Below are 20026 nucleotides of genomic sequence, written 5' to 3' on the forward strand. Positions count from 1 at the left end.
GAGCGCTGCCGTCCCGTTCAATGAGCACTGAGTTCTTTTCTGCTATTTCGGTGCTATGTGGGAGTTTTGTCGTGTTATGAATAAACACGATACCCGTGCCGTATTTCGAGTCCGATGTTCCTCTGAGGTCTCCGCGCCTCCCGGTCTCGCGGTCGCCGCGGTGGCTCCGGCGTAGAGCAGGGCGAGCACCAGGTGCGGGTGCGCCCGCCGGGCGAACGGCAGCGCCGGGGTCCCGTGACGCCGGGCGCGCGTGACGCCTGTCACGGCTCCAGCCGGGCGAGCTGGTCGCTGTGGGCCTTCTCCATGGCCGCGGCTACCGCGTCGACTTCATCGCGCTGCACTGGTACGGCGGCGACTTCCGCACCCAGGCCGCGGTCGGCCAGCTCAAGTCCTACGTCCAGGCGGTGTACAAGCGCTACCGCAAGCCGATCCGGCTCACCGAGTACGCCCTGATCGACTTCTCCAACGGCACCCGCTACGCCACCGACGCCCAGCAGGCCGCCTTCGTCACCGCCTCCACCAGGATGCCGGCCTCCCTGCCGTACGTGCGACGCTACGCCTGGTTCGGTCTGCCCTCCTCCGAGACCGAACCGGGCAGCGGGCTGTTCCGCGGCGACGGGACCGCGACCCGGGCGGGCCGCGCCTTCCAGGCGGCCCGCTGCCCCCCCGACCGCTCCCTCCCCGTGCGGCCGGGGCAGCGGGATCTGAGCGCCGAGGTCGTACGGCCTCAGCCCAGCCCCGGGCTCCTTTCCTCTGACCCGCCGCTCCTTCGCGCGGGACCGTCGTGCCGGCCCCGCGCCGGTAGCCTTGCCAGGTGCCCGACCCGTACCTGACCCCGCAGGACACCACAGAACACGAGATCGAGATCAAGCGATCCCGGTTCCTGTGCGCGGTCGGCCCGGTCTCCTCGGAGGAGGCCGCGAGGGAGTTCGTCGCCGGGCGCAGGCGGCTTCACGGTGACGCCACGCACAACTGCTCGGCCTACGTGATCGGCGGGGACCGCCACGTCCAGCGGGCCGACGACGACGGCGAGCCCGGCGGCACCGCGGGCACCCCGATGCTGGAGACCCTCCTTCGCAGGGGCGTCGCCGACGTGGTGGCGGTGGTCACCCGATACTTCGGCGGTGTGAAGCTCGGCGCGGGGGGCCTGGTCCGCGCGTACGGCTCGTCGGTCGGCAAGACGCTGGATCTCACGCCGCTGGTCGAGATGGTGCCCGCCAGGGTCATGACCGTGACCGTGGACCACGTGCGGGCCGGGCGGTTGGAGAACGACCTGCACATCTCGCCGTACGAGGTCAGGGAGGTCGTCTACGGCGCGGAGGTCGGCTTCCGCGTCGCGGTACGCGAGCGGGACCTGGCGGCCTTCCCCGGCTGGGTCGCCACACTGACCGCGGGCCACGCCAGGATCGAGCAGGGCGAGACGGTCCATCTCAGAAACAGCTTCAGAAACAGCTGAAACGGTGCTCGACCGTAGTGGCCGGGACGCCGCCCACACGGGTCCCCACCATCTTCCCTGGGTTCCGCAGCTAATCAGGGTTCTGGGCCACGGCTGAAGGTGTAGATGCTGGTCAGAGGGGTGGGGACTGGTCGGATTCTCGATTCTGCCTAGATACACGCATATTCGCCGTTTCCTAGGCCTGCCAAGGGTTATGGCGTTATCGTCTAGTCCATGTATCTGCGGTCGACGCCTCGCCGGAACAAGGACGGGACGGAAGTCCGATACCTGCAGCTCGCGCACAACGTGTGGGATCCGGTGTTGAAGCGGTCGAAGGTGCAGGTCGTCTACAACTTCGGCCGCGAGGATGCCGCGAACCGGGAAGCCTTGCAGCGCCTGATCGCCTCGGTCACCCGGTTCCTCGATCCCGACGCCGCCTTGTCGGCGGCGACCGACGGGCTGGCGTTCACCGAGTCCCGACCTCTGGGCGGCACATGGGTGCTGGATGCCCTCTGGCGGCAGTTGGAGATCGGCAAGGTGATGAAACGGCTGCTCAAGGGCCGCCGGCTCGACCCGGCCGCGGAGCGGGTGCTGTTCGCGCTGGTCGCCAACCGGGCCCTGGCCCCCTGCTCCAAGCTCGCGGCGGCCCGCTGGGTGAACGAGGACGTGGCGATCGACGGCCTGCTGCCCGCGACCAGCGACGACGCCTGCTACCGGGCGATGGACTGGCTGATCGAGATCTCCGGAAAGCTCGAGGAAGAGGTGTTCCACCAGGTCGCAAACCTCCTCAACCTCGAGGTCGATCTGCTGTTCTTCGACACCACCTCGACCTACTTCGAGACCGAAGACGCCGACGAAGCCGTGCCTCGCGACGCGTTCGGCCAGGTCGTGCCCGAGCAGGACGCCACCGACGATCACAAGCGCAAGGGGTTCCGGTCGTTCGGCAAGTCCAAGGACCACCGCGATGACCTGCCGCAGGTCGTGATCGGGATGGCCGTCACCCGCACCGGCATCCCCGTCCGGGTGTGGTCCTGGCCCGGCGCGACCGGCGACTCCGCGCTGATCCGGCAGGTCAAGGACGATATGCGGGACTGGACGTTGTCGCGGATCGTGTGGGTCGCCGACCGCGGCTTCGCCTCCGAGCGCAACCGGCTGCACCTGCGCAAGGGCGACCACCACTACATCATCGGAGAGAAGCTCCGCTCCGGATCGGCCGAGGCCACCGAAGCACTCGCCCGTCAGGGCCGCTACCAGGAGATCCGCGACAACCTGCGGGTCAAGGAGGTTCGGATCCGCGAGGACGAGCGGTTCATCATCTGCTTCAACCCCGAGGCCGCGCAGCGGGACGAGAAGGTCCGGGAACGACTGCTCGCCCAGCTCGCGACCTTGATCGAGGGCACCGATCGGCTGAACGCGACCAAACGTGCGGAGCTGCGCGGGGTGATCTCCACCAAGCCCGGCCTGAACCGGTACCTGCGGACCACGCCCGGCGGGCTGCTGCGCATCGACGCCGCGAGAATCAAGGCCGAGGAGAACCTCGACGGCAAGTACCTGCTGCGCACCTCGGACCCGAAGATGACTCCTGAGGACATCGCGCTCGGCTACAAGCAGCTCCTCGAGGTTGAGCGGGGCTGGCGCGACATGAAGCAGATCATCGATCTGCGGCCGGTCTTCCACCGCAAGGAGCAGCGCATCCGCGCGCACGTCCTGCTCTGCTGGCTGGCGCTGCTGCTGGCCCGGATCGCCGAGACCTCCACCGGGCAGACCTGGCCCGCCCTGCGCCGCGAGCTCGACCGGATCACTCTGGGCACCTTCACCGGCCCCGCCGGCACCTTCCGGCAACGCACCGAGATCACCAAAGCCCAGCGCGATCTGCTCCACGCCCTCAAAATCGATGCCCCGCCCAGGATCTACCAGCTCACCCCGCCCAGCCGCTGACCAGGCCGAACCCCAGCCCCTAGATACACGCCGTCCCGCCAGCAGACGGCATGTTTCCGCATGTCAATCCCCAGATTCGCGGACTATCCCGCTACATCAACTGCGGAACCCCGGTCTTCCGACGATGGTCAATGTGGGATAGGTCACAGTTGGCTGCGGCGATCCCGGCCGGAAGACGGGTGCGGCCCCCCTTTCCCCGGCAGCCAAGGGCTTCCGCCCGCATCCCCACCGCGCTCGCCAGACCGGCCAATACGCCACCTGACGTGCGAGAACCTCGGATATTTCGTGATCGTCACGGTCGTGACCCAGACGGCTGCGGTTTTCCACAGCCGAGCCCTGTGGCGCATACGAGGCAAGAGCGGGCGCATTCCTCATCCACGCCCTACCCAACTCTCCGTAGCCTTGTCCCTATGAGTTCACCGAATGTCGACGGGGTCGCCGGATGGGCGATCAACCTTATGGAAACCCTGGGTGCGCCAGGGGCGGGGCTGGCGATCGCACTCGAGAACCTGTTCCCGCCGCTGCCCAGCGAGGTGATCCTGCCGCTGGCCGGATTCACCGCGAGCAAGGGGAACATGGGGCTGTTCGACGCCGTGCTCTGGACGACCCTGGGATCGGTGATCGGCGCGCTGGCGCTGTACGGGGTCGGGGCCCTGCTGGGCCGCGAACGCGTGGTGTTCATCGCCTCCAAGCTGCCGCTGGTCAGCGTCTCCGACATTGAGAAGACCGAGGCGTGGTTCGCCAAGCACGGAAGGAAGACCGTCTTCTTCGGCCGGATGATCCCCATCTTCCGGAGCCTCATCTCGATCCCGGCGGGGGTCGAGCGCATGCCCATTATGATCTTCACCCTCCTCACCACCCTGGGCAGCCTCATCTGGAACACGACCTTCGTGATGGCGGGGTTCCTGCTCGGTGAGCAGTGGGATCTGGTCGAGCAGTACATGGGGATCGTCTCGAAGACCGTGCTGGGCATCGTGATCCTCGCCGTGGTGGTCTTCCTGGTGGTCAGGCTGTCCGACAGGCGCAAGGGCAAGCACCACGCCTGACCGTGGACCCGCTGATCAGGGCCTGCCGGGCGCTGGCCGGTCTCGCGCTCGGGGCCCTCTCGGCCCCGGCCGCTCCGGTCTTCCTCCTGCTGGCGGGCCCGTTCCTGTTCGTGGCGCGGATACGCCCGCGCGTGCTGGCGGGGGCCGTCCGGCTGGCGGACGCCGAGGTCTCCCGGCTGCGGCTGCTCGGCGGAGCGCGGGTGTCCGGGTACGACGGGCGGCGGGCACTGCGCTACTCCAGGTACGGCGCTTGATCGCTCAGGCCGATCTCGATGCGGCGCTGCAGGGCGGGATGAACGGGATGGTCGCCCAGGTCAGTGGGAGCCACCCAGCGCACCTCCTGCGCTTCGCGGGGGTCTGGCTCTATCGTGCCTCCGACCACGCGGGCCCGCAGGCAGACATTGACCGGTTGCCGCACCTCGTCGACCTTGTTCTCGTGCATGTAGACGATCACGTGGTCCGGAGAGGAGAAGACCCCGACGAGACCGGTGATCTCGACTTTCAGGCCGGTCTCCTCCTCGCACTCGCGGATGGCGCACTGCGCGACGGTCTCGCCTTTCTCGAGGCCGCCCGTGGGGATGGTCCACAGGTCGTTGTCGGTGCGCTTCAGCAGCAGCACGGCGCCTTCGTCATTGCGGACGAACACGCTCGCCGACGGCTTGCGGCTGGTCGGCTTGGGAGCGTCAGGATCTTGCCAGTAGTCGATCCGGCGGCTGCGCTTGCTCACAGGTCATCCTCCTCGATGGGCCGTGTTGGTGTGTACGCCGCCAGAATCCCGTAGACGTGGACATTGACCAGCATCTCGTCGTCGAACCGGTAGATGGAGCCGCTGATCGGTGCCGCGCTGGAGGAACAGTTCGGGGTGCTCCGGGGCCGCATGGACGCCACCGTGCCAGGGGTTGTCGCGGCGCTGCCGCCGCAGGCCGCCGACCGGCTCCTTTACGAGCACACTCGGTGGGCGGCCGCGACAGGCTGGAAATTGATCAATGCGGCTGATCCGTGTGGGACCTGACCCGCTGTAGGTCAGGCAGGCTCGGAGATCGGAACCCAGTTGAACTCCGGGCAGTAGCGGGAGTATGTGGCCAGCTTCCAGGCCGCGTACTGCTCCATCCGGCCGGTGGCGCGCAGGAGATGTTTGACCCAGGTGTGGGCGACCCGCTCCTCCTGGGTCATGCCGGTGTCGATCTCGTCGAGCATGCGGCACGCGACCGCGAAGTCCTCCTCGGTCAGCGCCGACAGGTCGATCTCGACGCCGTCGACCTCGAAGGAGAACACCAGCCTGGTGGTGGTGAAACGGGTGTGGCGCTCGCCCTTGAACGCCGCGTGCGGGGCGAGCGCCGCCATCAGCTCCTCGCGACCGGCGACCGGGTAGCCGATCCCCAGGTCCAGATCGCTGGTCTCCAGATTGAGCTGGATCCCGAAGGAACCGACGTCGCGCGGAGTGTGTCCCGTCCAGGACTCGACAAGATGGGCCGCCTTGGCGCGGACCCGCAGGAGCCGCTCATCCTCCGCGCGCCGTGCCTGCCAGAACGCTTCGGCTCGGCTGAACTCCTCAGCGGTGAAGGACTCGGGGACAGCCCACCCCGCAGCCATGATGGCCTCAAGGTCGAGGCTCGTCGCCGGCCCACCCGCAGAGATCGTTTGATCGGTCATCGAGCCAGCGTAGTAACAGCGACATCGTGCGCCTCGGAAGTTCCCGTATTTCCCACCCGAGGTGGTGCGGCAGCTCCCTGGCCGGGACCACGGTCGCCCCGGGACGCCCGCCGGTCAGAGCCGGAGCTCGTCCTCCTGGGCCGAGGTGAGGTCGCTGGGCCAGAGCCGGTAGACGTTGAGACGCGTCTCGTAGTACTTGTCCGTCTCACCGACCCACTGCATGCCGATGCGCCTGGCCGTGCCGGCGGCGCGCTCGTTGTTCACCCGCACGACCGCGACGAGTTCGTGGGCGCCGATGGAGAAGGCCCACCCGGCCAGGGCCCGGCCGGCCTCGGTGGCGTAGCCGTGGCCCCAGAAGTCGGGGGCGAGCTGCCAGCCGATCTCGATGTCCTCCTCGTCGGGCGGCAGGTATCTCAGGGAGAGGCCGCCGATGATCCGCTGGTCGGAGTTGCGGACGATCGCCCAGCGGCCGAGCGGGGGCGTCAGGGTGTCACGGTTGCGTTGCCATGCCTCTAGTGTGGTCCGCATGGCATGCTCGCCGTCGAGCCGGTTCATCGCCGGGGACAGCCACCGGGTGACCTCCGGTGTGCCGTAGATGGCCAGAGCATCGCGGGAGTCCTCGGGACTCCAGTCGCGTACCGTGAGGCGGGCGGTGGTCAGTAACGCCATGGTCTTCCTCTCCCCGGCGGGCAAGCCGGCCGTGCGGCGACGAGAGAACAGCGAGCAGAAGAAAGTATCGTTTTCTTGCCGGAAATGTCCGATGTGTTGCCCTTGTGAGGGTACGCCCATCTGGCCGCGGACGACCAGGCCGGGGGGGAATTACCTGGTCAGCGACTTGTCGCCCCGGCCGACGCCCTTCGCAGCGGTGATCAGCCCTCCAGGGCGTACTGCATCACCCGGAGCTTGGCCTGCGCCTCGGCGAGCTCGGACGCGGGATCGGAGTCGCCCATGATGCCGCAGCCGGCGAACAGCCGGGCCCGGGGGCCCTCGATCTGGGCGCAGCGCAGCGCGATCCCCCACTCGCCGTCCCCCCGCGCGTCGATCCAGCCGACAGGACCGGCGTAACCGGCGCGGTCCATGCCCTCGAGCTCACGGATGACGCCGAGCGCCACCCCGGTCGGGGTGCCGCCGACGGCGGCGGTCGGGTGCATGGCCGCCACCACGTCCAGGACCGAGGCCCCCACCGACAGCCGTCCGGTCACCGGGCTGGCCAGGTGCTGGACGTTGGGGAGCACCAGGAGTTCGGGCTCCTCGGGGATCTTCAGCTCGGCGCAGAGCGGGTCGAGCGCCTCCCGTACCGACGTGACCGCGCAGGCGTGCTCGTGGCGGTCCTTCTCCGAGGAGAACAGGGCCGCGCCGCGCGCCATGTCGTCCGCCCTGTCGCTGCCCCGCGCGATCGTACCGGCCAGCACCAGGGACTCGACGGTCTCCCCGGTACGCCGGACCAGCAGCTCGGGGGTGGCACCGACCAGCCCCGCGCAGGAGAAGGTATAGCACTCCGGGTAGCGGTCGGCCAGGCGGGTCAGCAGCAGGCGGACGTCGATCGCCCGTTCCGCGACGGCGGTCAGGTCGCGGGCGAGCACCGTCTTCTCCAGCTGGCCCGATCTGATCCGCCGGACGGCGCGGGCCACGGCGTGCTCCCACTCCGGCGCGCTCAGACTGCCGTCGCCGTACCGGATCCTGCCCGGGTCGCGGAGCGGGGTGACGGCGTCGAGCCGCTGCTCGCCGACGGTGGTCAGCCAGGCGCGGCCGTCGCGGCGGGCGAGGATGGTCCGGGGGACGAGGAGGACCGACCCGCGCGACTCCGGGTCGAAGGTGAACGAGCCGAAGGCGACGGGACCCGAGCCGGGGGTCGTCACGTCGTCGTCGACGTCCGCCTCGCCGAAGAGGTCCGACAGCAGGTCGCGGGCCCAGTCGAAACGCCGGGGGCCGGGCGGCACCTCCAGGCGCAGGGCCTCACCCCAGGCCACGAGGCCCTCCCCGCGCCTGACCCAGGCGTAGGGCGCGGTCTCCGGCAGTCGTGCGAACAGGTCGCCGGGGTCGTCGACGGAGGTGGTTCTCACCACGAGAGGACGGATTGATCCGAGCGCTACACTCACCCCCGCCACTCTATGCCGGAAACTGAACATGTTCGACGACGGTTTCCCGCCAGCACGGGCGCCACGCGGTGTCAAGAAAACCAAGGCACTCGGTCAACGGACCCCGCCGTCCTGGCCTGCGGTGATACATCCGAAGCAGACGCGATCTCTCAGCGGAGGTGTCATGCTTCGCAGGACTGTGACAGTACTCACAGGGCTGGCCGCCCTTGTGGTCGCCCAGGCCGCTCCGGCCGGGGCGACACAGGCGGGGCAACCCTGGCGGCCGGTGGTCATGGCCGCACTCGGAGACTCCATCAGCGCGGGGTTCAACGCCTGCGGGTGGTACGTCACCTGCGCCTCGCACTCCTGGTCGACCGGTGATCATCGCGATGTCAGGAGCCACTACCTGAGGCTACGCGAGGCGGATGTGGCACTCGCGGGGCACAATGTGAACCTCGCCGTCCCCGGCTCCACCAGTGCCGACCTGGCCGGGCAGGTGAAGCAGGCGATCGACCGCCGCGCCGACTACGTGACGGTCCTGGTCGGCGCCCAGGACGCCTGTGCGTCCGAGGAGCGGCTGATGACCTCCGTGGCCGTCTACGAGAGCCGGGTGGCCGGGGCCCTGGCGCTGTTGCGGACGGCCAGGCCCGACGCCCGGGTGTTCGTGGCGAGCATCCCCGACCTCAGACGGCTCTGGCAGGCCGGCAGGAACAACCTGGTGGCACGCGGGTTCTGGGCGGTGGGCCGGATCTGTCCCACCGTGCTGGCGCACCCCACCTCGACCTCGGCGGCCGACCAGGCCCGCCGTGACCGTGTGCGCGCCCGGGTGATCGGGTTCAACGCCGCACTCGCCAGGGTCTGCGCGGTGTACGGCCCGAACTGCCGGTTCGACGGCAACGAGGTGTTCAGGCAGGCGTTCACGCTGAGCCACATCAGCATGTGGGACTTCTTCCATCCCAACGCCGCGGGCCAGCGGCTGATCGCGGAGAAGACCTACGGCGCGATGCGCGACTGGCTCGCCGAGGACGACCGGGAACCCGTCCTCGCCCCCTGAGCCGGACGGCGCGCGCTTCCGCGTTCCGTACCGCCCAGAGTGGCCGGTGACGGCGCGCGGGAGACCGGCCACTCCCCGGAGTGGCCGGTGACGGCGCGTGGGAGACCGGCCTCCCTCAAGTCCCGCGTGCCCGCCCGCCGCGGGCGGGACGAACCGGGCATCTGTCCCCTTTTCGGATTTTCATAGCCAGCCGTTGTGCCGGGCGGTGCGGGCGGCCTCGATGCGGTTGCGGGTGCCGGTCTTGCCGATCGCGGCGGACAGGTAGTTGCGGACGGTGCTCTCCGACAGGTGCAGCCGCCGCGAGATGTCGGCGATTGTCGCGCCGTCGGCCCCCGCGGCCAGCACGTCCCGCTCACGGTCGGTCAGCGGGCTGGCGCCGGTGCTCAGCGCGGCGGCGGCCAGCGCGGGGTCGATCACCTTCTCGCCCGCCAGGACCCGGCGGATCGCCGCGGCGAGATCCTCGACAGGGCTGTCCTTGACGAGGAATCCGGCGGCGCCCGCCTCCATCGCCCGGCGCAGGTAGCCGGGCCTGCCGAACGTGGTCAGGATCAGCACCCGGCAGCCGGGCAGGTGGTCCCGGAGCCCTGCCGCGGCCTCCAGGCCGCTGATCCCCGGCATCTCGACGTCCAGCAGGGCGATGTCGGGACGCGTGTCGAGCGCGGCGGCCACGACCTCGTCGCCCCCGGTGACCGTGGCGACGACCTCGATGTCGTCCTCCAGGCCGAGAAGCAGGGCCAGCGCGCTGCGCATCATGCCCTGATCCTCCGCCAGCAGCACCCTGATCATGGAAGTGTTCCTCCTCGACGGAAAACCAGCGATCGCATGAGCGCCGACCTCGGCGGCAAGCAGGTGATCATGGAAGACTCCTCCCCGGTGGGAAACCGCCGATCATCGGAGCGTTCCCAGGGAGACCGTCGGCAGTGGGAGCGTCTCTGAGCCGGAAGTCGCCGATCACGGGAGCGTCACCCGCAGCAGGAAGCCGTCGCGGCCGACGGTCTCCAGCGTGCCGCCGAGCGCGACGACCCGCTCGGCCAGGCCGCGCAGGCCGTTGCCGGAGGCGTCCGCTTCGGCTCCCCGGCCGTCGTCGCGGATCTCCAGCACCGTGCCCTCCAGGGTGATCGCGCAGGTGCGGGCGGCGCTGTGGCGGACGACATTGGTCACGCCCTCCCGTACGGCCCAGCCCAGCAGGGCGTCGGCCTCCGGCGCGGGGCGGCCCTCGGAGACGGTGACCGTGGCGGCGATGCCCGCGTCGGCCAGTACCGTGCGCGCCGAGGCCAGCTCGGCGGCCAGCCCGCGCCCCCGGTAGCCGCTGACCGCGGCCCTCACCTCGGTCAGCGCCTCCCGGCCGACCGCCTCGATGTCCACCGCCTGCCGCACCGCCGCCTCCGCGTCGCGGGGGGCCAGCCGCCGTACGGCCTCGGCCTTGACCACCATCACCGACAGGGTGTGCCCGAGCAGGTCGTGCAGGTCGCGGGAGAAGCGCAGCCGCTCCTCGGCCACCGCGACCCGGGCCAGTTCCTCACGGGTCTCCTGGAGCTCGGTGATCACGGAGAACAGCTTCAGCACGACGCTGACCACCAGGCCGCCGGTGGTCGTTCCCCAGGTGGCCAGGGAGATGCTCTCCCAGCTCGCTCCCGCGCGCCACATCACCACGGTCAGCGCGAGCGTCAGTACGGTGAGCAGGAGGTAGACGGACCTGCCACGCAGCACGACCCCGCAGGCGATCGTCATCAGCGGTGCGAGGTAGAACCAGTTCTGCGCCGGCCCCGCCAGCAGCAGGAAGATCACCACCAGCAGCCCGGCCAGGGCCACGGTCGCCGCTCGTCGCCGGCCGTGGAAGGACAGCCGGATGCAGAGCATGTACAGGGCGGCGAAGGCGACGACGCCCAGTGCGGCCGGCGCCGCCGGCCGTACGTGCCCTGCCACGAGGTCGCTGATCGGGGGATAGGCGATCAGCAGCCACGGATAGAAGGCGAGCTCCCCAGGCTCCTGCCTTCTCCCCCTCCCCGACCATTTCCGTCTGGCCGCTTCCATCCGTTTTGGTTTCGCCTTTCTCGGCCCTTCCGGCCTCTCTCGCTCCGTCACCCCCGCTCCCTCCGGCTCTCCGCTCATCCGGCCACTCCTATCACGCGACTCACACCACGCGCCCGGCCCGGCGGTAGCCGTACACCGCCAGGATCCCGAAGGCGACCAGCCAGCCGGTCAGGATCAGTGCCACGCCGGCCTCGGGTGCCTGGCCGAAGGCGACCTTTCGTGCCAGGTCGGCGTAGGTGAAGCTCGGTGTCCACTCCGCGAGCGTCTTCAGCCAGGAGGGGAAGCCCTCGGTGGGCAGCCACAGACCTCCGACGATCGCCAGCGCCATGTTGGCCGCGATGTTGAGCACGGCGGCGGTCTGGCCGCTGAACCGGTAGCCGATGGCCAGGCCGAGCAGGGTGAAGGGCAGGGAACCCGCCCAGAGCAGGAGCACGATCGAGGCCCACTGCCAGATCTCCAGCCGCACCCCGTTGAGCAACGCCGCCGACAGGCACACGCCGGCGATCGCGGGCAGCACCACGAGCATGCCGGTGCCCGCCTTGCCGGCGATCACCCGTACCGGCGCCAGGGGAGTGATGCGCAGCTGCCGCAGCCAGCCCGCCGTCCTGTCCTCGGCGATGCCGGTGCCGTTGTTGAAAGCCGAGCCGATCGCGCCGAAGGCGGCCATGCTGACCATCACGTGCAGGGCGGCCCAGGTACGGTCGTCGCCCGCTATGCCGAGGTTGGTGAAGATCAGGTACATCACCACGGGCATTGTGAAACCCAGGATCACGTATCCCGTGTCTCGGCGGCTTCTGGCGATCTCCAGGCGGATGTAGCCGAGCATCAGGCGTCCACTCCCGTCAGTGCGATGAAGGCGTCCTCGAGCGCGGCGGGAGCCACCTCAAGGTCTCGTACGGCTCCGGCCTCGGCCAGCGCCAGGACCGTGGCGTCGGCGTCGCGGGTGCGCAGGTGGGCGCGGTTCCCGCGGATCTCCACGGAGGTGACCCCGGGAAGGCGTTCCAGCAGTGCGACGTCCTCGGCGGGGGCGGTGACGCTGACCGTGGTCAGCGACACCAGGCGCTTGATCTCCCGGCTGGTGCCGTCGGCCACGATCCGGCCCCTGTCGATCACCACTACCCGGTCGGCGTACTCGTCGGCCTCCTCCAGGTAGTGGGTGGAGAACAGCACGGTCCTGCCGCGCGCGGCGAAGGCGCGCATGCTCTCCCAGAACTCCCGCCTGGCCCGGACGTCCAGCGCCGCGGTCGGCTCGTCCAGCAGGATCAGCTCAGGGTCCCCGGCCAGCGCCAGCGCGAAGCGGAGGCGCTGCGCCTGGCCGCCCGACAGCCGTTCCACCCTGCGGCCGGCCAGTTCCTCCAGCCCCGCGACGGCCAGCACCTCCCGTAGCGGGAGCGGCGCCCGGTAGGTCCCGGAGACGAAACCGAGCAACTCGCCGACCGTGGTCCGGGAGACGAGGCCGCCCTCCTGGGGCATCGCCGCCAGCCGCCCGCCCCGGATCGCGGCCTCCGGGGCGCCCCCGAACACGCGTACCGTCCCGGAGTCGGGGGCCAGCAGCCCGAGCAGCAGCCCGATACCGGTCGACTTGCCCGCGCCGTTGGGGCCGAGCAGGGCGACGGTCTGCCCGGCGGGGATGTCGAGGCTGAGGTCGTCCACGGCGCGTACCGCCCCGAAACGTTTGGTCACGTTCTTGAGTGACACCGCGTCATTCGTCATGCGAAAGACGCTACGGAGGGCGCGGGATCCCCGGTAGATCCATCGATCCAGGGCTGCCCGGGACAAATGTCACCTCTCGGTGCTCGCGGAATTCCGGGCTCGTCACCGGAACCGCAGCGTGGAGGCCCCGATGTTCACGGCAGGCCTCCGCCGGCCCTGCCAGGGCCGGCGCCTCCGGTGGACCTGTCGTGGGGGCCATCGGGGCGGGAGCGTGCGAACCGCCCTCAACCTCACCCGCCCGTTTCTCTTCCCGCCCCGCCCCGTCAGGCTTTCGTCTCAGACCGCCAGTGCGGCGAGCGCGGCCGCGGTCTCCTCCGGCTTGGAGAACATCGGCCAGTGGCCGGTGGGCACCGAGGCGAAGCTCCACTCGGGCCCGGCGAGCGCCGCGAAGAACGGGTGACCGGCGGCGATCATGGTGTGCACCTGCTCCAGCGGGAACGAGCACGCGATGAGAGTCTTGGGCAGCGCGTCCGTGCCGCCCTTGAGCGCCAGGGGCTGAGTCATCGTCCCGTACGGCTGCGGGGTCGCGCGGGAGGCGAACCACTCACGCTCGGTCTCTCCCAGCCCCTCCAGGCCGGCCCCGGCCCGCTCCTGCTCCTCCCAGGAGGGGAGTGGGTAGCCCACCCCGTCGCCCTGCTCGGCGACCCGCTTCTCGATGAACGCCCGCCACTCGGGCTCGTTGGTGTCCAACTGGGTCATGCCATCGGCCAGCGGACCGCTGTCGAGGTAGACGATCCGGGCGACGCGCTCGGGAATCCGGTCGGCCGCGCCGGTGACCGGCGCGCCGGCCCCGCTGTGGGCGACGAGGATCACCTCGTTCAGGTCCGCGAAGACGACCGTGTTCACGATGTCCTGGATGTGGGTCTCCAGATCGACCCCGGGACCTGCCAGGTGCGCTCTGTCGCCGAGCCCGGTGAGCGTGACCGGGTGGACCTCGTGCCCGGCCTCGCGCAGCGGCCGGGTGACCTTCTCCCAGGCCCACGCGCCCAGCCAGAAACCGGGAACCAGCAGGTAAGTGCTCATATTTCTGCTCTCCTTCGTTCGCCTGGTTTCACCCTAGAATCGAATCCGGACAGTATCAGTCCTGATTTTTGAGGAGAATTCGAATGACCGCCGCGAGGGTCCTCGCGCTGCTGGAACTGCTGCAGGCCGCCCCCGGCCTGACCGGCCCCGATCTCGCCGCCAGGCTGGAGGTGGACGAGCGCACGGTGCGCCGCTACGCGGTGCGGCTGTCGGAGCTCGGCGTGCCGGTCTCGGCCGAGAGGGGCCGCCACGGCGGCTACCGGCTGCTGCCCGGCTACAAGCTGCCGCCGCTGATGCTCACCGACGACGAGGCCACCGCGGTGGTGCTGGGGCTGCTGGCCGGCCGGCGGACCGGGCTGGCGGTGGGGGAGACGGCCACCGAGAGCGCCCTGGCCAAGATCCAGCGGGTGCTCCCCGGGCCGCTGCGTGAGCGCGTCGACGCGATCTCGGAAACGCTGGGCCACACCGGCGCCGCGACCCGGGCACCCGCTCCGAAGGCGGGCCCGCTGCTCGCCCTCGCCGACGCCGCCCGCCGCCGGATCACCGTCCGGCTGGCCTACCGCTCCTGGCGCGGCGACGCCTCGACGCGCGACCTGGACCCGTACGGCATCGTCTTCCACTCCGGCCGCTGGTACGTCGCGGGCCTCGACCACGACAGCGGGGAGATCAGGACCTTCCGGGTGGACCGGGTGGCGAGCGCCGCGCGCACCGAGCGGAGGTTCTCGGCCCCGGACGACTTCGACCCGGTCGCACACGTGGTCGGATCGCTGTCGGCGGTGCCCTACCGCTACGAGGTCAGGGTGCTGCTGGAGGCCACGCTGGAGGAGGCCGCCGCCCGGATCCCCGCCGCCACGGCGACCCTGGCCGAGACCCCCGCCGGGGTGCTGCTGGCCACCAGGGCCGACCGGCTGGACGGGATGGCCCAGATGCTCGCCGGCCTCGGCTGGCCGTTCACCGTCATCACCCCCGCCGAACTACGCGACGAGATCAGAGCCCTCGCCGCCCGCCTCCTCGCCTCGGCTTCGCGTGCCTGACCACCAGGTAAGCGTTCCAGCTTGGCCGCCAACACGGAGGCGGGTGGCTGGCCGAGTATGCCGATCCAGAGGCGACCGTTCCACCTGGCCTCGCGGCCCGAGCTGTCGGTGGCCGGTACCGGCCCTCAGGCGACAAGCCCGGCCGCCGAGCAGGCGTAGGGCCGCGAGGCGGCGCGGAGCGGAGGGCAGTGTGCAGCACGCCACGTTCACGCTGGCGGGACAGGAGTACATGGCCATCGACAGCAACGTGTCGCACGCGTTCACCTTCACCCCGTCGGTCTCGCTGTACGTGCAGTGCGAGTCGGAGGCGGAGATCGAGCGCCTGTACGCGACGCTGTCGGAGAACGGCGAGCCGCTGATGCCGATCGGCTCCTACGGCTTCAGCAAGCGCTTCGGCTGGACCAACGACCGCTTCGGCGTCTCCTGGCAGCTGAACCTCGCCTGATTCCGCCATCACGGGCCACCGCGACAGCAGCCCGACGCCGAGTGGGATGACGCTGACCGGCATCCACAACAGGGCACCGACCAGGAGGCGGCGCAGGTCGAACCGGGCAAGGCGGGTGGCCGCCGGCGACACGGGCCTCAGCGGCGCCCGAGGGCCGATCCGGCTCCGAGGTCAGCGGGAACGCCGGCGGGGTGGCAGGCGCGGCACCACGAGCCGGGGCCGGGCCGCCGGATTCGGGGTGTGCGGCGGCTGCAGGACCAGGCGTTCCAGGGCGACCTCGATCGCCCGGTCCAGCTGGGTGTCCACGCCCGCGGCGTAGTCCTGCGGGGTGATGTCGACCTCGATGTCGGGGTCGGTGCCGTAGTTCTCCACCCGCCAGCCCACGTCGTCGAAGGCGAAGGAGAACTCCGGCTGGGTGGTGACCGTCCCGTCGGCCAGGTGGTGCCGGGGCCAGATGCCGATCACCCCGCCCCAGGTGCGCTTGCCGATCAGCGGGCCCAGGCCCAGCAGCTTGAAGGTGTGGCTGAAGATGTCGCCGTCGGAGCCCGCCCACTCGTTGGTGATCGCCACCATCGGGCCGCGCGGCGACTCCTCGGGGTAGGGCTCGGGCACGCCCCAGCGGGGGAAGTTGTAGCCCAGGCGGCGCCGGGCCAGCTTCTCAAGCAGCAGCGACGACACGTGACCGCCGCCGTTGAAGCGGACGTCCACCACGAGGGCCTCCCGGTCGTACTCGGTCAGGAAGCCGCGGTGGAACTCGGCGTAGCCCTCCGGGCCCATGTCGGGGATGTGCAGGTAGCCGATCCGGCCGCCGCTGAGCTCGTGGCAACGGGCCCGGTTGGCCTCCACCCAGTCGCGGTAGCGGCCCGGCTGCTCGTCGTCGATGGCCTTGACGGTGACGGTCCGCCTTTCGTCCCCGCGCTGGATGGTGAGCTGCACCTCCTGGTCGGCCTGGTTGACCAGCAGCTCGTCGGGGCTCACCTCCGCGCCGACGGGCTGGCCGTTGACGGCCAGCACCACGTCACCCGGCCGTACGTCCACCCCGAGGCGGTTGAGCGGCGAGGTCGCCTCGGGGTCCCACCGGTCACCACCGACGATCTTCGCGATCCGGTGGACGCCCTCCTCGAAGGCCCAGTCGACGCCCAGCTTGCCCTGCCGGTAGTGCGGCCGGGGCCGGTAGGCGCCGCCGCTCTCGTAGGCGTGCGAGGTGCCCAGCTCACCGAGGAGCTCCCACAACAGGTCGGAGAACTCCCCTCGGGTGGTGACCCGGTCGACCAGCGGCAGGTAGCGCAGGTAGACGCCGTCCCAGTCGAGCCCGGCCATGTCCTCGGTCCAGAAGTTCTCCCGCTGCAGCCGCCAGGCCTCCCTGAACATCTGCCGCCACTCGGCCTCGGGGCGGATGGACACCTTGACCCGGGACAGGTCCACCCATCCGCTCGTCCGGCCCGGGGTCTCGTCGCTCTCGGGCTCCTCGCCCGCCTTGACCACCCGCAGTCGCCTGCCCGCCTGGTAGAGCAGCGTGCTCCGGTCCCGGCCCAGCCGGAACTCCGACACGTCCCCGACCAGGGTCTCCTGCTTCTGCTTGGCGAAGTCGTAGACGTGCAGGGTGCCTTCGGAGGAGTCGGCGTAGTCGTCACCGAGGCTGCCCTCGACGGGGAAGTTCAGGTAGACGGCCTTGCCCTTGATACCGGCGATGCCCTCGTAGCGGCCCTCGGGGACGGGGAAGCCGACGATCCGGTCCTCGATGCCGTCGAGATCGATGAGCACCTCGGGCACCTCCTCGCCCTCGTTCTCGTCGTCGGCATCCCCGTCATCGTCGTCGTCCGTGAGCGGCCGGGGCTTGGGGACGAAGGGGGACGCGACGTCGGCGCGGAGCGCGATCGCGTAGGGGCGGGAGCCCAGCGGGAAGCCCAGATCGAAATGGAGTTCGTCGTAGACGGGATTGAAGACGCGCCTGCCGATGAAGTAGAGGTAGTCGCCGCCCGGGTCGAAGGCGGGACAGGCGTCCCACAGCACCGGCCGGGTGGCGAAGAACGTCTCGCCTGTTTCGACCCGGCACAGTTTCACCGCCGTCGTCTGCGCGGTGTCACGGCAGGCGTACGCGAGCCAGCGGCCGTCGGGGGACCAGGCCAGGTCCTCGATCGCGCCGAACCGGCTGGAGTCGACGGTCCTGCCCCGTGCCGGCCCCTTTTTCCGCCTGGAGGCTCTGGAGGACTTCTCCGGTGTGAGGTCGACCAGGATCAGCTCGTTGCGGTGGTTGGCCACCGCGACCAGATCGGCCGTGGGGGAGACCTCCAGCGCGGTGGCGCGGCCGACCTCGAGGTGGTCGAGCCTGACGGGTTCGGCGGAGCCGTCGGCGGTGAGCACCACCAGCACCTCGCGCTCGGCCTCGTCGCTGGCCGCCGCCACGAGCCGCTCACCGTCGTTGAGCCAGTTCAGCAGCCGGTAGCGCACCCCGTACAGCGCCCCGTGCTGGCGTACCGGACCCTCCCAGGCGGCGAAGGAGAACGCCTTGCCCCGGGTGGTGATGGCCAGGCCGCTGCCGTCGGGGCTGAGCGTGGCGCCGTCCAGGAAGTCCTCGGCCGAGGCGAAGCGGCGGTTGAGCTGGGTGCGCGAGCTACGTAGCCGCACCTCGATGGGGCGTGACTCGCCGTCCTCCACCAGGTAGAGCTCGGCCCCGGCGTGGTAGACCAGCCTGTGGCCGTCGCCCGACAGGTTGCGGGCGTAGTAGTCGGCGTGGTCGGAGTGCCTGCGCAGGTCGCCGCCGTCCGCGTCGCAGGAGTAGACGTTGCCCACGCCCTCGTGGTCGGAGATGAAGTAGACCCGGTCCCCGACCCAGCAGGGTGAGGCGAGATTGCCGGGAAGCGCGGTGAGCCGCCGGAACCGCCCGTCGTCGCCGGTCTCGATCCACAGATCGCCCACGGTGCCGCCCCGGTAGCGCTTCCACCTGGCGGGGTCGGCGGTGTTGCGGCCGAGCACGATCCGCGGGCCGTAGGAGATGGTGTTGGCCGGGCCGTACGGCAGAAGCTCGGGCATTCCATCAGGTTCCACCCGGTGCAACCGGCTGCGGCCGTCGAAAGGCTGGCTCTGGTCGCTGGCGTAGACGATGCCGCCGCCGGGATCCCAGCCGGTGACGCTGGAGCGGGCCCCGTGGTAGGTCACCCGTCGGGCCGCGCCACCGTCGGCGGGCATCACGTAGACCTCCTCGGGCCCCTCCTCGCGGCCGACGAAGGCGAGCCGGTCGCCATCGGGGGAGAAACGCGGGTATCCCGCCTCGGCCACCCCGGCGGTCAGCCGGAAGGCCCGCCCGCCGCCGGCGGTGACCATCCACAGGTCGTCCTCGGCGGCGAAGACCACCATGTTGCCGAAGATCGTCGGAAATCGAAGGTAGGCGGGCATCGTGTCACTCCATGATCGGGCGACCGGGTTTCATGCCGGTCACCCGATCATGATTTCACGCCCTCGCCGGCTAGGAGACTCGTCCACCTGGGTGGGCGGGCCCCGTCTCGGGCAACTTGACCTCGGGCTGTCCGGCCTGTTTCTTCGCCTGTTTGGCGGAGCGTGTCGCTTTTATGGCAGCCTTCTTGCTCTTACCCGAGCTTTTCGCCGCCTTGTTCTTACTGTCCTTGGTGTTCTTGGTGTCCGTCATCGTTTCCCTCGTTGTGCTTGATGGACGACGCCCTTGATTAGGCACTCAGGGGGGTTTAATACCCTTTACGAGCATCAACCATCCACAGTCTGTGTAGATGTGGACGCGTTGCGTGATCAATGGGTGGCGGCGCACGGCGCGGCGGGTCCAGCGGGCGCCGGTCGGCATCTCGAAGCCCCGCACGCCGGTCATCGAGGGCGGTTCCGGCTGCTGCGCCCCCTCGCTGCCCGCCGGAGCGATGGAGGCGAGCAGGCGCTGAGCCTCGTTCTCCGCCATGGGTGTCCGGCGGTCGGGATGCTCCCGCTCATGTGCGGTCCTCACCGTCGGGGGCGCCGCCCTCGAACCTTCTGGGCCGGGTGACGGGAGTGACCCGGGGTGCGGGAATGTCGAGATCGCGGAGAAGGCTGGGAATCGCCCGACACTTGAGCCGCGGCCCTTCCGGCCCCGTGCGAGGGCATGATCGCGTGCTTGGATTGCGCTCACGAAAAGAAGAGGTAAATCGCAGCCCTCGGAACGGATAATGATCTTCACGATTGGGCAGAACGTCGGCACACGGCTTGCGTTCCGGGGAGGTGATGCATGGCCTGGTCACAAGACGAGGAGCGCATGCTGCTGCAGATCGAGCGCCATCTCGTCGACGAGGATCCGCGGCTCGCAGCGCGGCTGGAGTCGTTCAACGAGCGTGTCCAGCGCAAGGAGGGTGGCGGTGGCCGCAAACGCGGCACCAAGAGGGAGCGGGGGCGTTCCTCCAGGCGCCTGCGACGTTCGACGGTCATCATCATGTTCAGCTGGTTGCTGATCGCGACGCTGATCGCCACGCTCCTCATCTTGGTCCTGCGCCATGAGGCGGCCGCGGCGTTCCCGCTGTGATCGTCACCGTCGTCACCGTCGCCACCGGCTGAGACGGCGACCGCCGCCGCCGTCTCA

22 protein-coding genes and 1 pseudogene are annotated in these 20026 nt (G+C 70.1%); 11 read left to right on the plus strand and 12 right to left on the minus strand.

Features of this window, described 5'->3' with window-relative positions; translation table 11 throughout:
* The first annotated feature begins 290 nt into the window (after positions 1-290).
* The 5 genes from OG884_RS33390 to OG884_RS33410 all read left to right on the plus strand — a co-directional run bounded on the left by OG884_RS33390 (position 291) and on the right by OG884_RS33410 (position 4673).
* Entirely contained in the window at positions 291-833 is a 543-nt protein-coding gene (locus tag OG884_RS33390) for a glycosyl hydrolase (protein WP_326639540.1), read from the plus strand.
* Positions 815-1456 carry a YigZ family protein gene (locus tag OG884_RS33395; protein ID WP_326639542.1) on the plus strand — a complete coding sequence of 214 codons (642 nt, stop codon included), beginning with the start codon at positions 815-817 and terminating at the stop codon, positions 1454-1456. The genes OG884_RS33390 and OG884_RS33395 overlap by 19 nt, the downstream gene beginning before the upstream one ends.
* Before the next feature lie 213 nt (positions 1457-1669).
* Positions 1670-3373 carry an IS1634 family transposase gene (locus OG884_RS33400; RefSeq protein ID WP_326639544.1) on the plus strand — a complete coding sequence of 568 codons (1704 nt, stop codon included), beginning with the start codon at positions 1670-1672 and terminating at the stop codon, positions 3371-3373.
* 410 nt (positions 3374-3783) lie between these two features.
* Positions 3784-4419 carry a DedA family protein gene (locus OG884_RS33405; RefSeq protein WP_326639546.1) on the plus strand — a complete coding sequence of 212 codons (636 nt, stop codon included), beginning with the start codon at positions 3784-3786 and terminating at the stop codon, positions 4417-4419.
* Positions 4420-4421: 2 nt separating this feature from the next.
* The gene (locus OG884_RS33410) at positions 4422-4673 is read left to right on the plus strand and encodes a hypothetical protein (protein WP_326639548.1); all 252 of its coding nucleotides are present in this window, start codon (positions 4422-4424) and stop codon (positions 4671-4673) included.
* Here the strand turns inward: OG884_RS33410 and OG884_RS33415 are convergent.
* The 5 genes from OG884_RS33415 to OG884_RS33435 form a co-directional block, all read right to left on the minus strand.
* The gene (locus OG884_RS33415) at positions 4652-5146 is read right to left on the minus strand and encodes an NUDIX domain-containing protein (RefSeq protein ID WP_326639549.1); all 495 of its coding nucleotides are present in this window, start codon (positions 5144-5146) and stop codon (positions 4652-4654) included. The genes OG884_RS33410 and OG884_RS33415 overlap by 22 nt on opposite strands.
* Positions 5143-5298 (minus strand): hypothetical protein, encoded by a 156-nt coding sequence (locus OG884_RS33420; RefSeq protein WP_326639550.1) that lies wholly within the window; start codon positions 5296-5298, stop codon positions 5143-5145. The genes OG884_RS33415 and OG884_RS33420 overlap by 4 nt, the downstream gene beginning before the upstream one ends.
* 144 nt (positions 5299-5442) lie before the next feature.
* Positions 5443-6072 (minus strand): hypothetical protein, encoded by a 630-nt coding sequence (locus OG884_RS33425; RefSeq protein WP_326639551.1) that lies wholly within the window; start codon positions 6070-6072, stop codon positions 5443-5445.
* Between the two features lie 114 nt (positions 6073-6186).
* On the minus strand, positions 6187-6741 hold the full coding sequence (locus OG884_RS33430) for a GNAT family N-acetyltransferase (RefSeq protein WP_326639553.1): 555 nt from the start codon (positions 6739-6741) through the stop codon (positions 6187-6189).
* Positions 6742-6941: 200 nt separating this feature from the next.
* Complete coding sequence (locus OG884_RS33435; RefSeq protein WP_326639555.1) at positions 6942-8171, minus strand: isochorismate synthase; 1230 nt, start codon at positions 8169-8171, stop codon at positions 6942-6944.
* Positions 8172-8349: 178 nt separating this feature from the next.
* On the opposite strand from OG884_RS33435, the gene OG884_RS33440 reads away from it, so the two are divergent.
* Entirely contained in the window at positions 8350-9204 is an 855-nt protein-coding gene (locus tag OG884_RS33440) for an SGNH/GDSL hydrolase family protein (protein ID WP_326639557.1), read from the plus strand.
* A gap of 180 nt (positions 9205-9384) precedes the next feature.
* Here OG884_RS33440 and OG884_RS33445 read toward each other — a convergent pair whose 3' ends face one another.
* The 5 genes from OG884_RS33445 to OG884_RS33465 all read right to left on the minus strand — a co-directional run bounded on the left by OG884_RS33445 (position 9385) and on the right by OG884_RS33465 (position 13974).
* A complete protein-coding gene (locus OG884_RS33445) occupies positions 9385-9990 on the minus strand; it encodes a response regulator transcription factor (RefSeq protein WP_326639559.1) in 606 nt (201 codons plus the stop codon).
* A gap of 165 nt (positions 9991-10155) precedes the next feature.
* On the minus strand, positions 10156-11238 hold the full coding sequence (locus OG884_RS33450) for a sensor histidine kinase (protein ID WP_326639561.1): 1083 nt from the start codon (positions 11236-11238) through the stop codon (positions 10156-10158).
* Between the two features lie 100 nt (positions 11239-11338).
* Positions 11339-12064 (minus strand): ABC transporter permease, encoded by a 726-nt coding sequence (locus tag OG884_RS33455; protein WP_326639563.1) that lies wholly within the window; start codon positions 12062-12064, stop codon positions 11339-11341.
* Complete coding sequence (locus tag OG884_RS33460) at positions 12064-12951, minus strand: ABC transporter ATP-binding protein (protein WP_326639565.1); 888 nt, start codon at positions 12949-12951, stop codon at positions 12064-12066. The genes OG884_RS33455 and OG884_RS33460 overlap by 1 nt, the downstream gene beginning before the upstream one ends.
* 276 nt (positions 12952-13227) lie before the next feature.
* Entirely contained in the window at positions 13228-13974 is a 747-nt protein-coding gene (locus tag OG884_RS33465) for an alpha/beta fold hydrolase (RefSeq protein ID WP_326639566.1), read from the minus strand.
* Between the two features lie 83 nt (positions 13975-14057).
* On the opposite strand from OG884_RS33465, the gene OG884_RS33470 reads away from it, so the two are divergent.
* The 3 genes and pseudogenes from OG884_RS33470 to OG884_RS33480 form a co-directional block, all read left to right on the plus strand.
* Entirely contained in the window at positions 14058-15008 is a 951-nt protein-coding gene (locus OG884_RS33470; RefSeq protein ID WP_326639568.1) for a helix-turn-helix transcriptional regulator, read from the plus strand.
* Between the two features lie 21 nt (positions 15009-15029).
* On the plus strand, positions 15030-15167 hold the full coding sequence (locus OG884_RS33475) for a hypothetical protein (protein ID WP_326647118.1): 138 nt from the start codon (positions 15030-15032) through the stop codon (positions 15165-15167).
* A 19-nt stretch (positions 15168-15186) separates the two neighbouring features.
* Positions 15187-15453: pseudogene (locus OG884_RS33480) on the plus strand (VOC family protein); the annotation flags it as partial.
* A 171-nt stretch (positions 15454-15624) separates the two neighbouring features.
* Here OG884_RS33480 and OG884_RS33485 read toward each other — a convergent pair.
* Both OG884_RS33485 and OG884_RS33490 read right to left on the minus strand, forming a co-directional pair.
* Positions 15625-18849, minus strand: coding sequence for a S41 family peptidase (locus OG884_RS33485; protein WP_326639569.1), 3225 nt, complete (start codon positions 18847-18849; stop codon positions 15625-15627).
* A 70-nt stretch (positions 18850-18919) separates the two neighbouring features.
* Positions 18920-19099, minus strand: coding sequence for a hypothetical protein (locus tag OG884_RS33490; protein WP_326639571.1), 180 nt, complete (start codon positions 19097-19099; stop codon positions 18920-18922).
* Positions 19100-19211: 112 nt separating this feature from the next.
* On the opposite strand from OG884_RS33490, the gene OG884_RS33495 reads away from it, so the two are divergent.
* On the plus strand, positions 19212-19358 hold the full coding sequence (locus tag OG884_RS33495; protein WP_326639572.1) for a hypothetical protein: 147 nt from the start codon (positions 19212-19214) through the stop codon (positions 19356-19358).
* Positions 19359-19678: 320 nt separating this feature from the next.
* Positions 19679-19969, plus strand: coding sequence for a DUF3040 domain-containing protein (locus tag OG884_RS33500; RefSeq protein ID WP_326639573.1), 291 nt, complete (start codon positions 19679-19681; stop codon positions 19967-19969).
* The last annotated feature ends 57 nt before the right edge of the window (positions 19970-20026 follow it).

This window comes from Streptosporangium sp. NBC_01755, from assembly GCF_035917995.1.
GTDB lineage: Bacteria > Actinomycetota > Actinomycetes > Streptosporangiales > Streptosporangiaceae > Streptosporangium.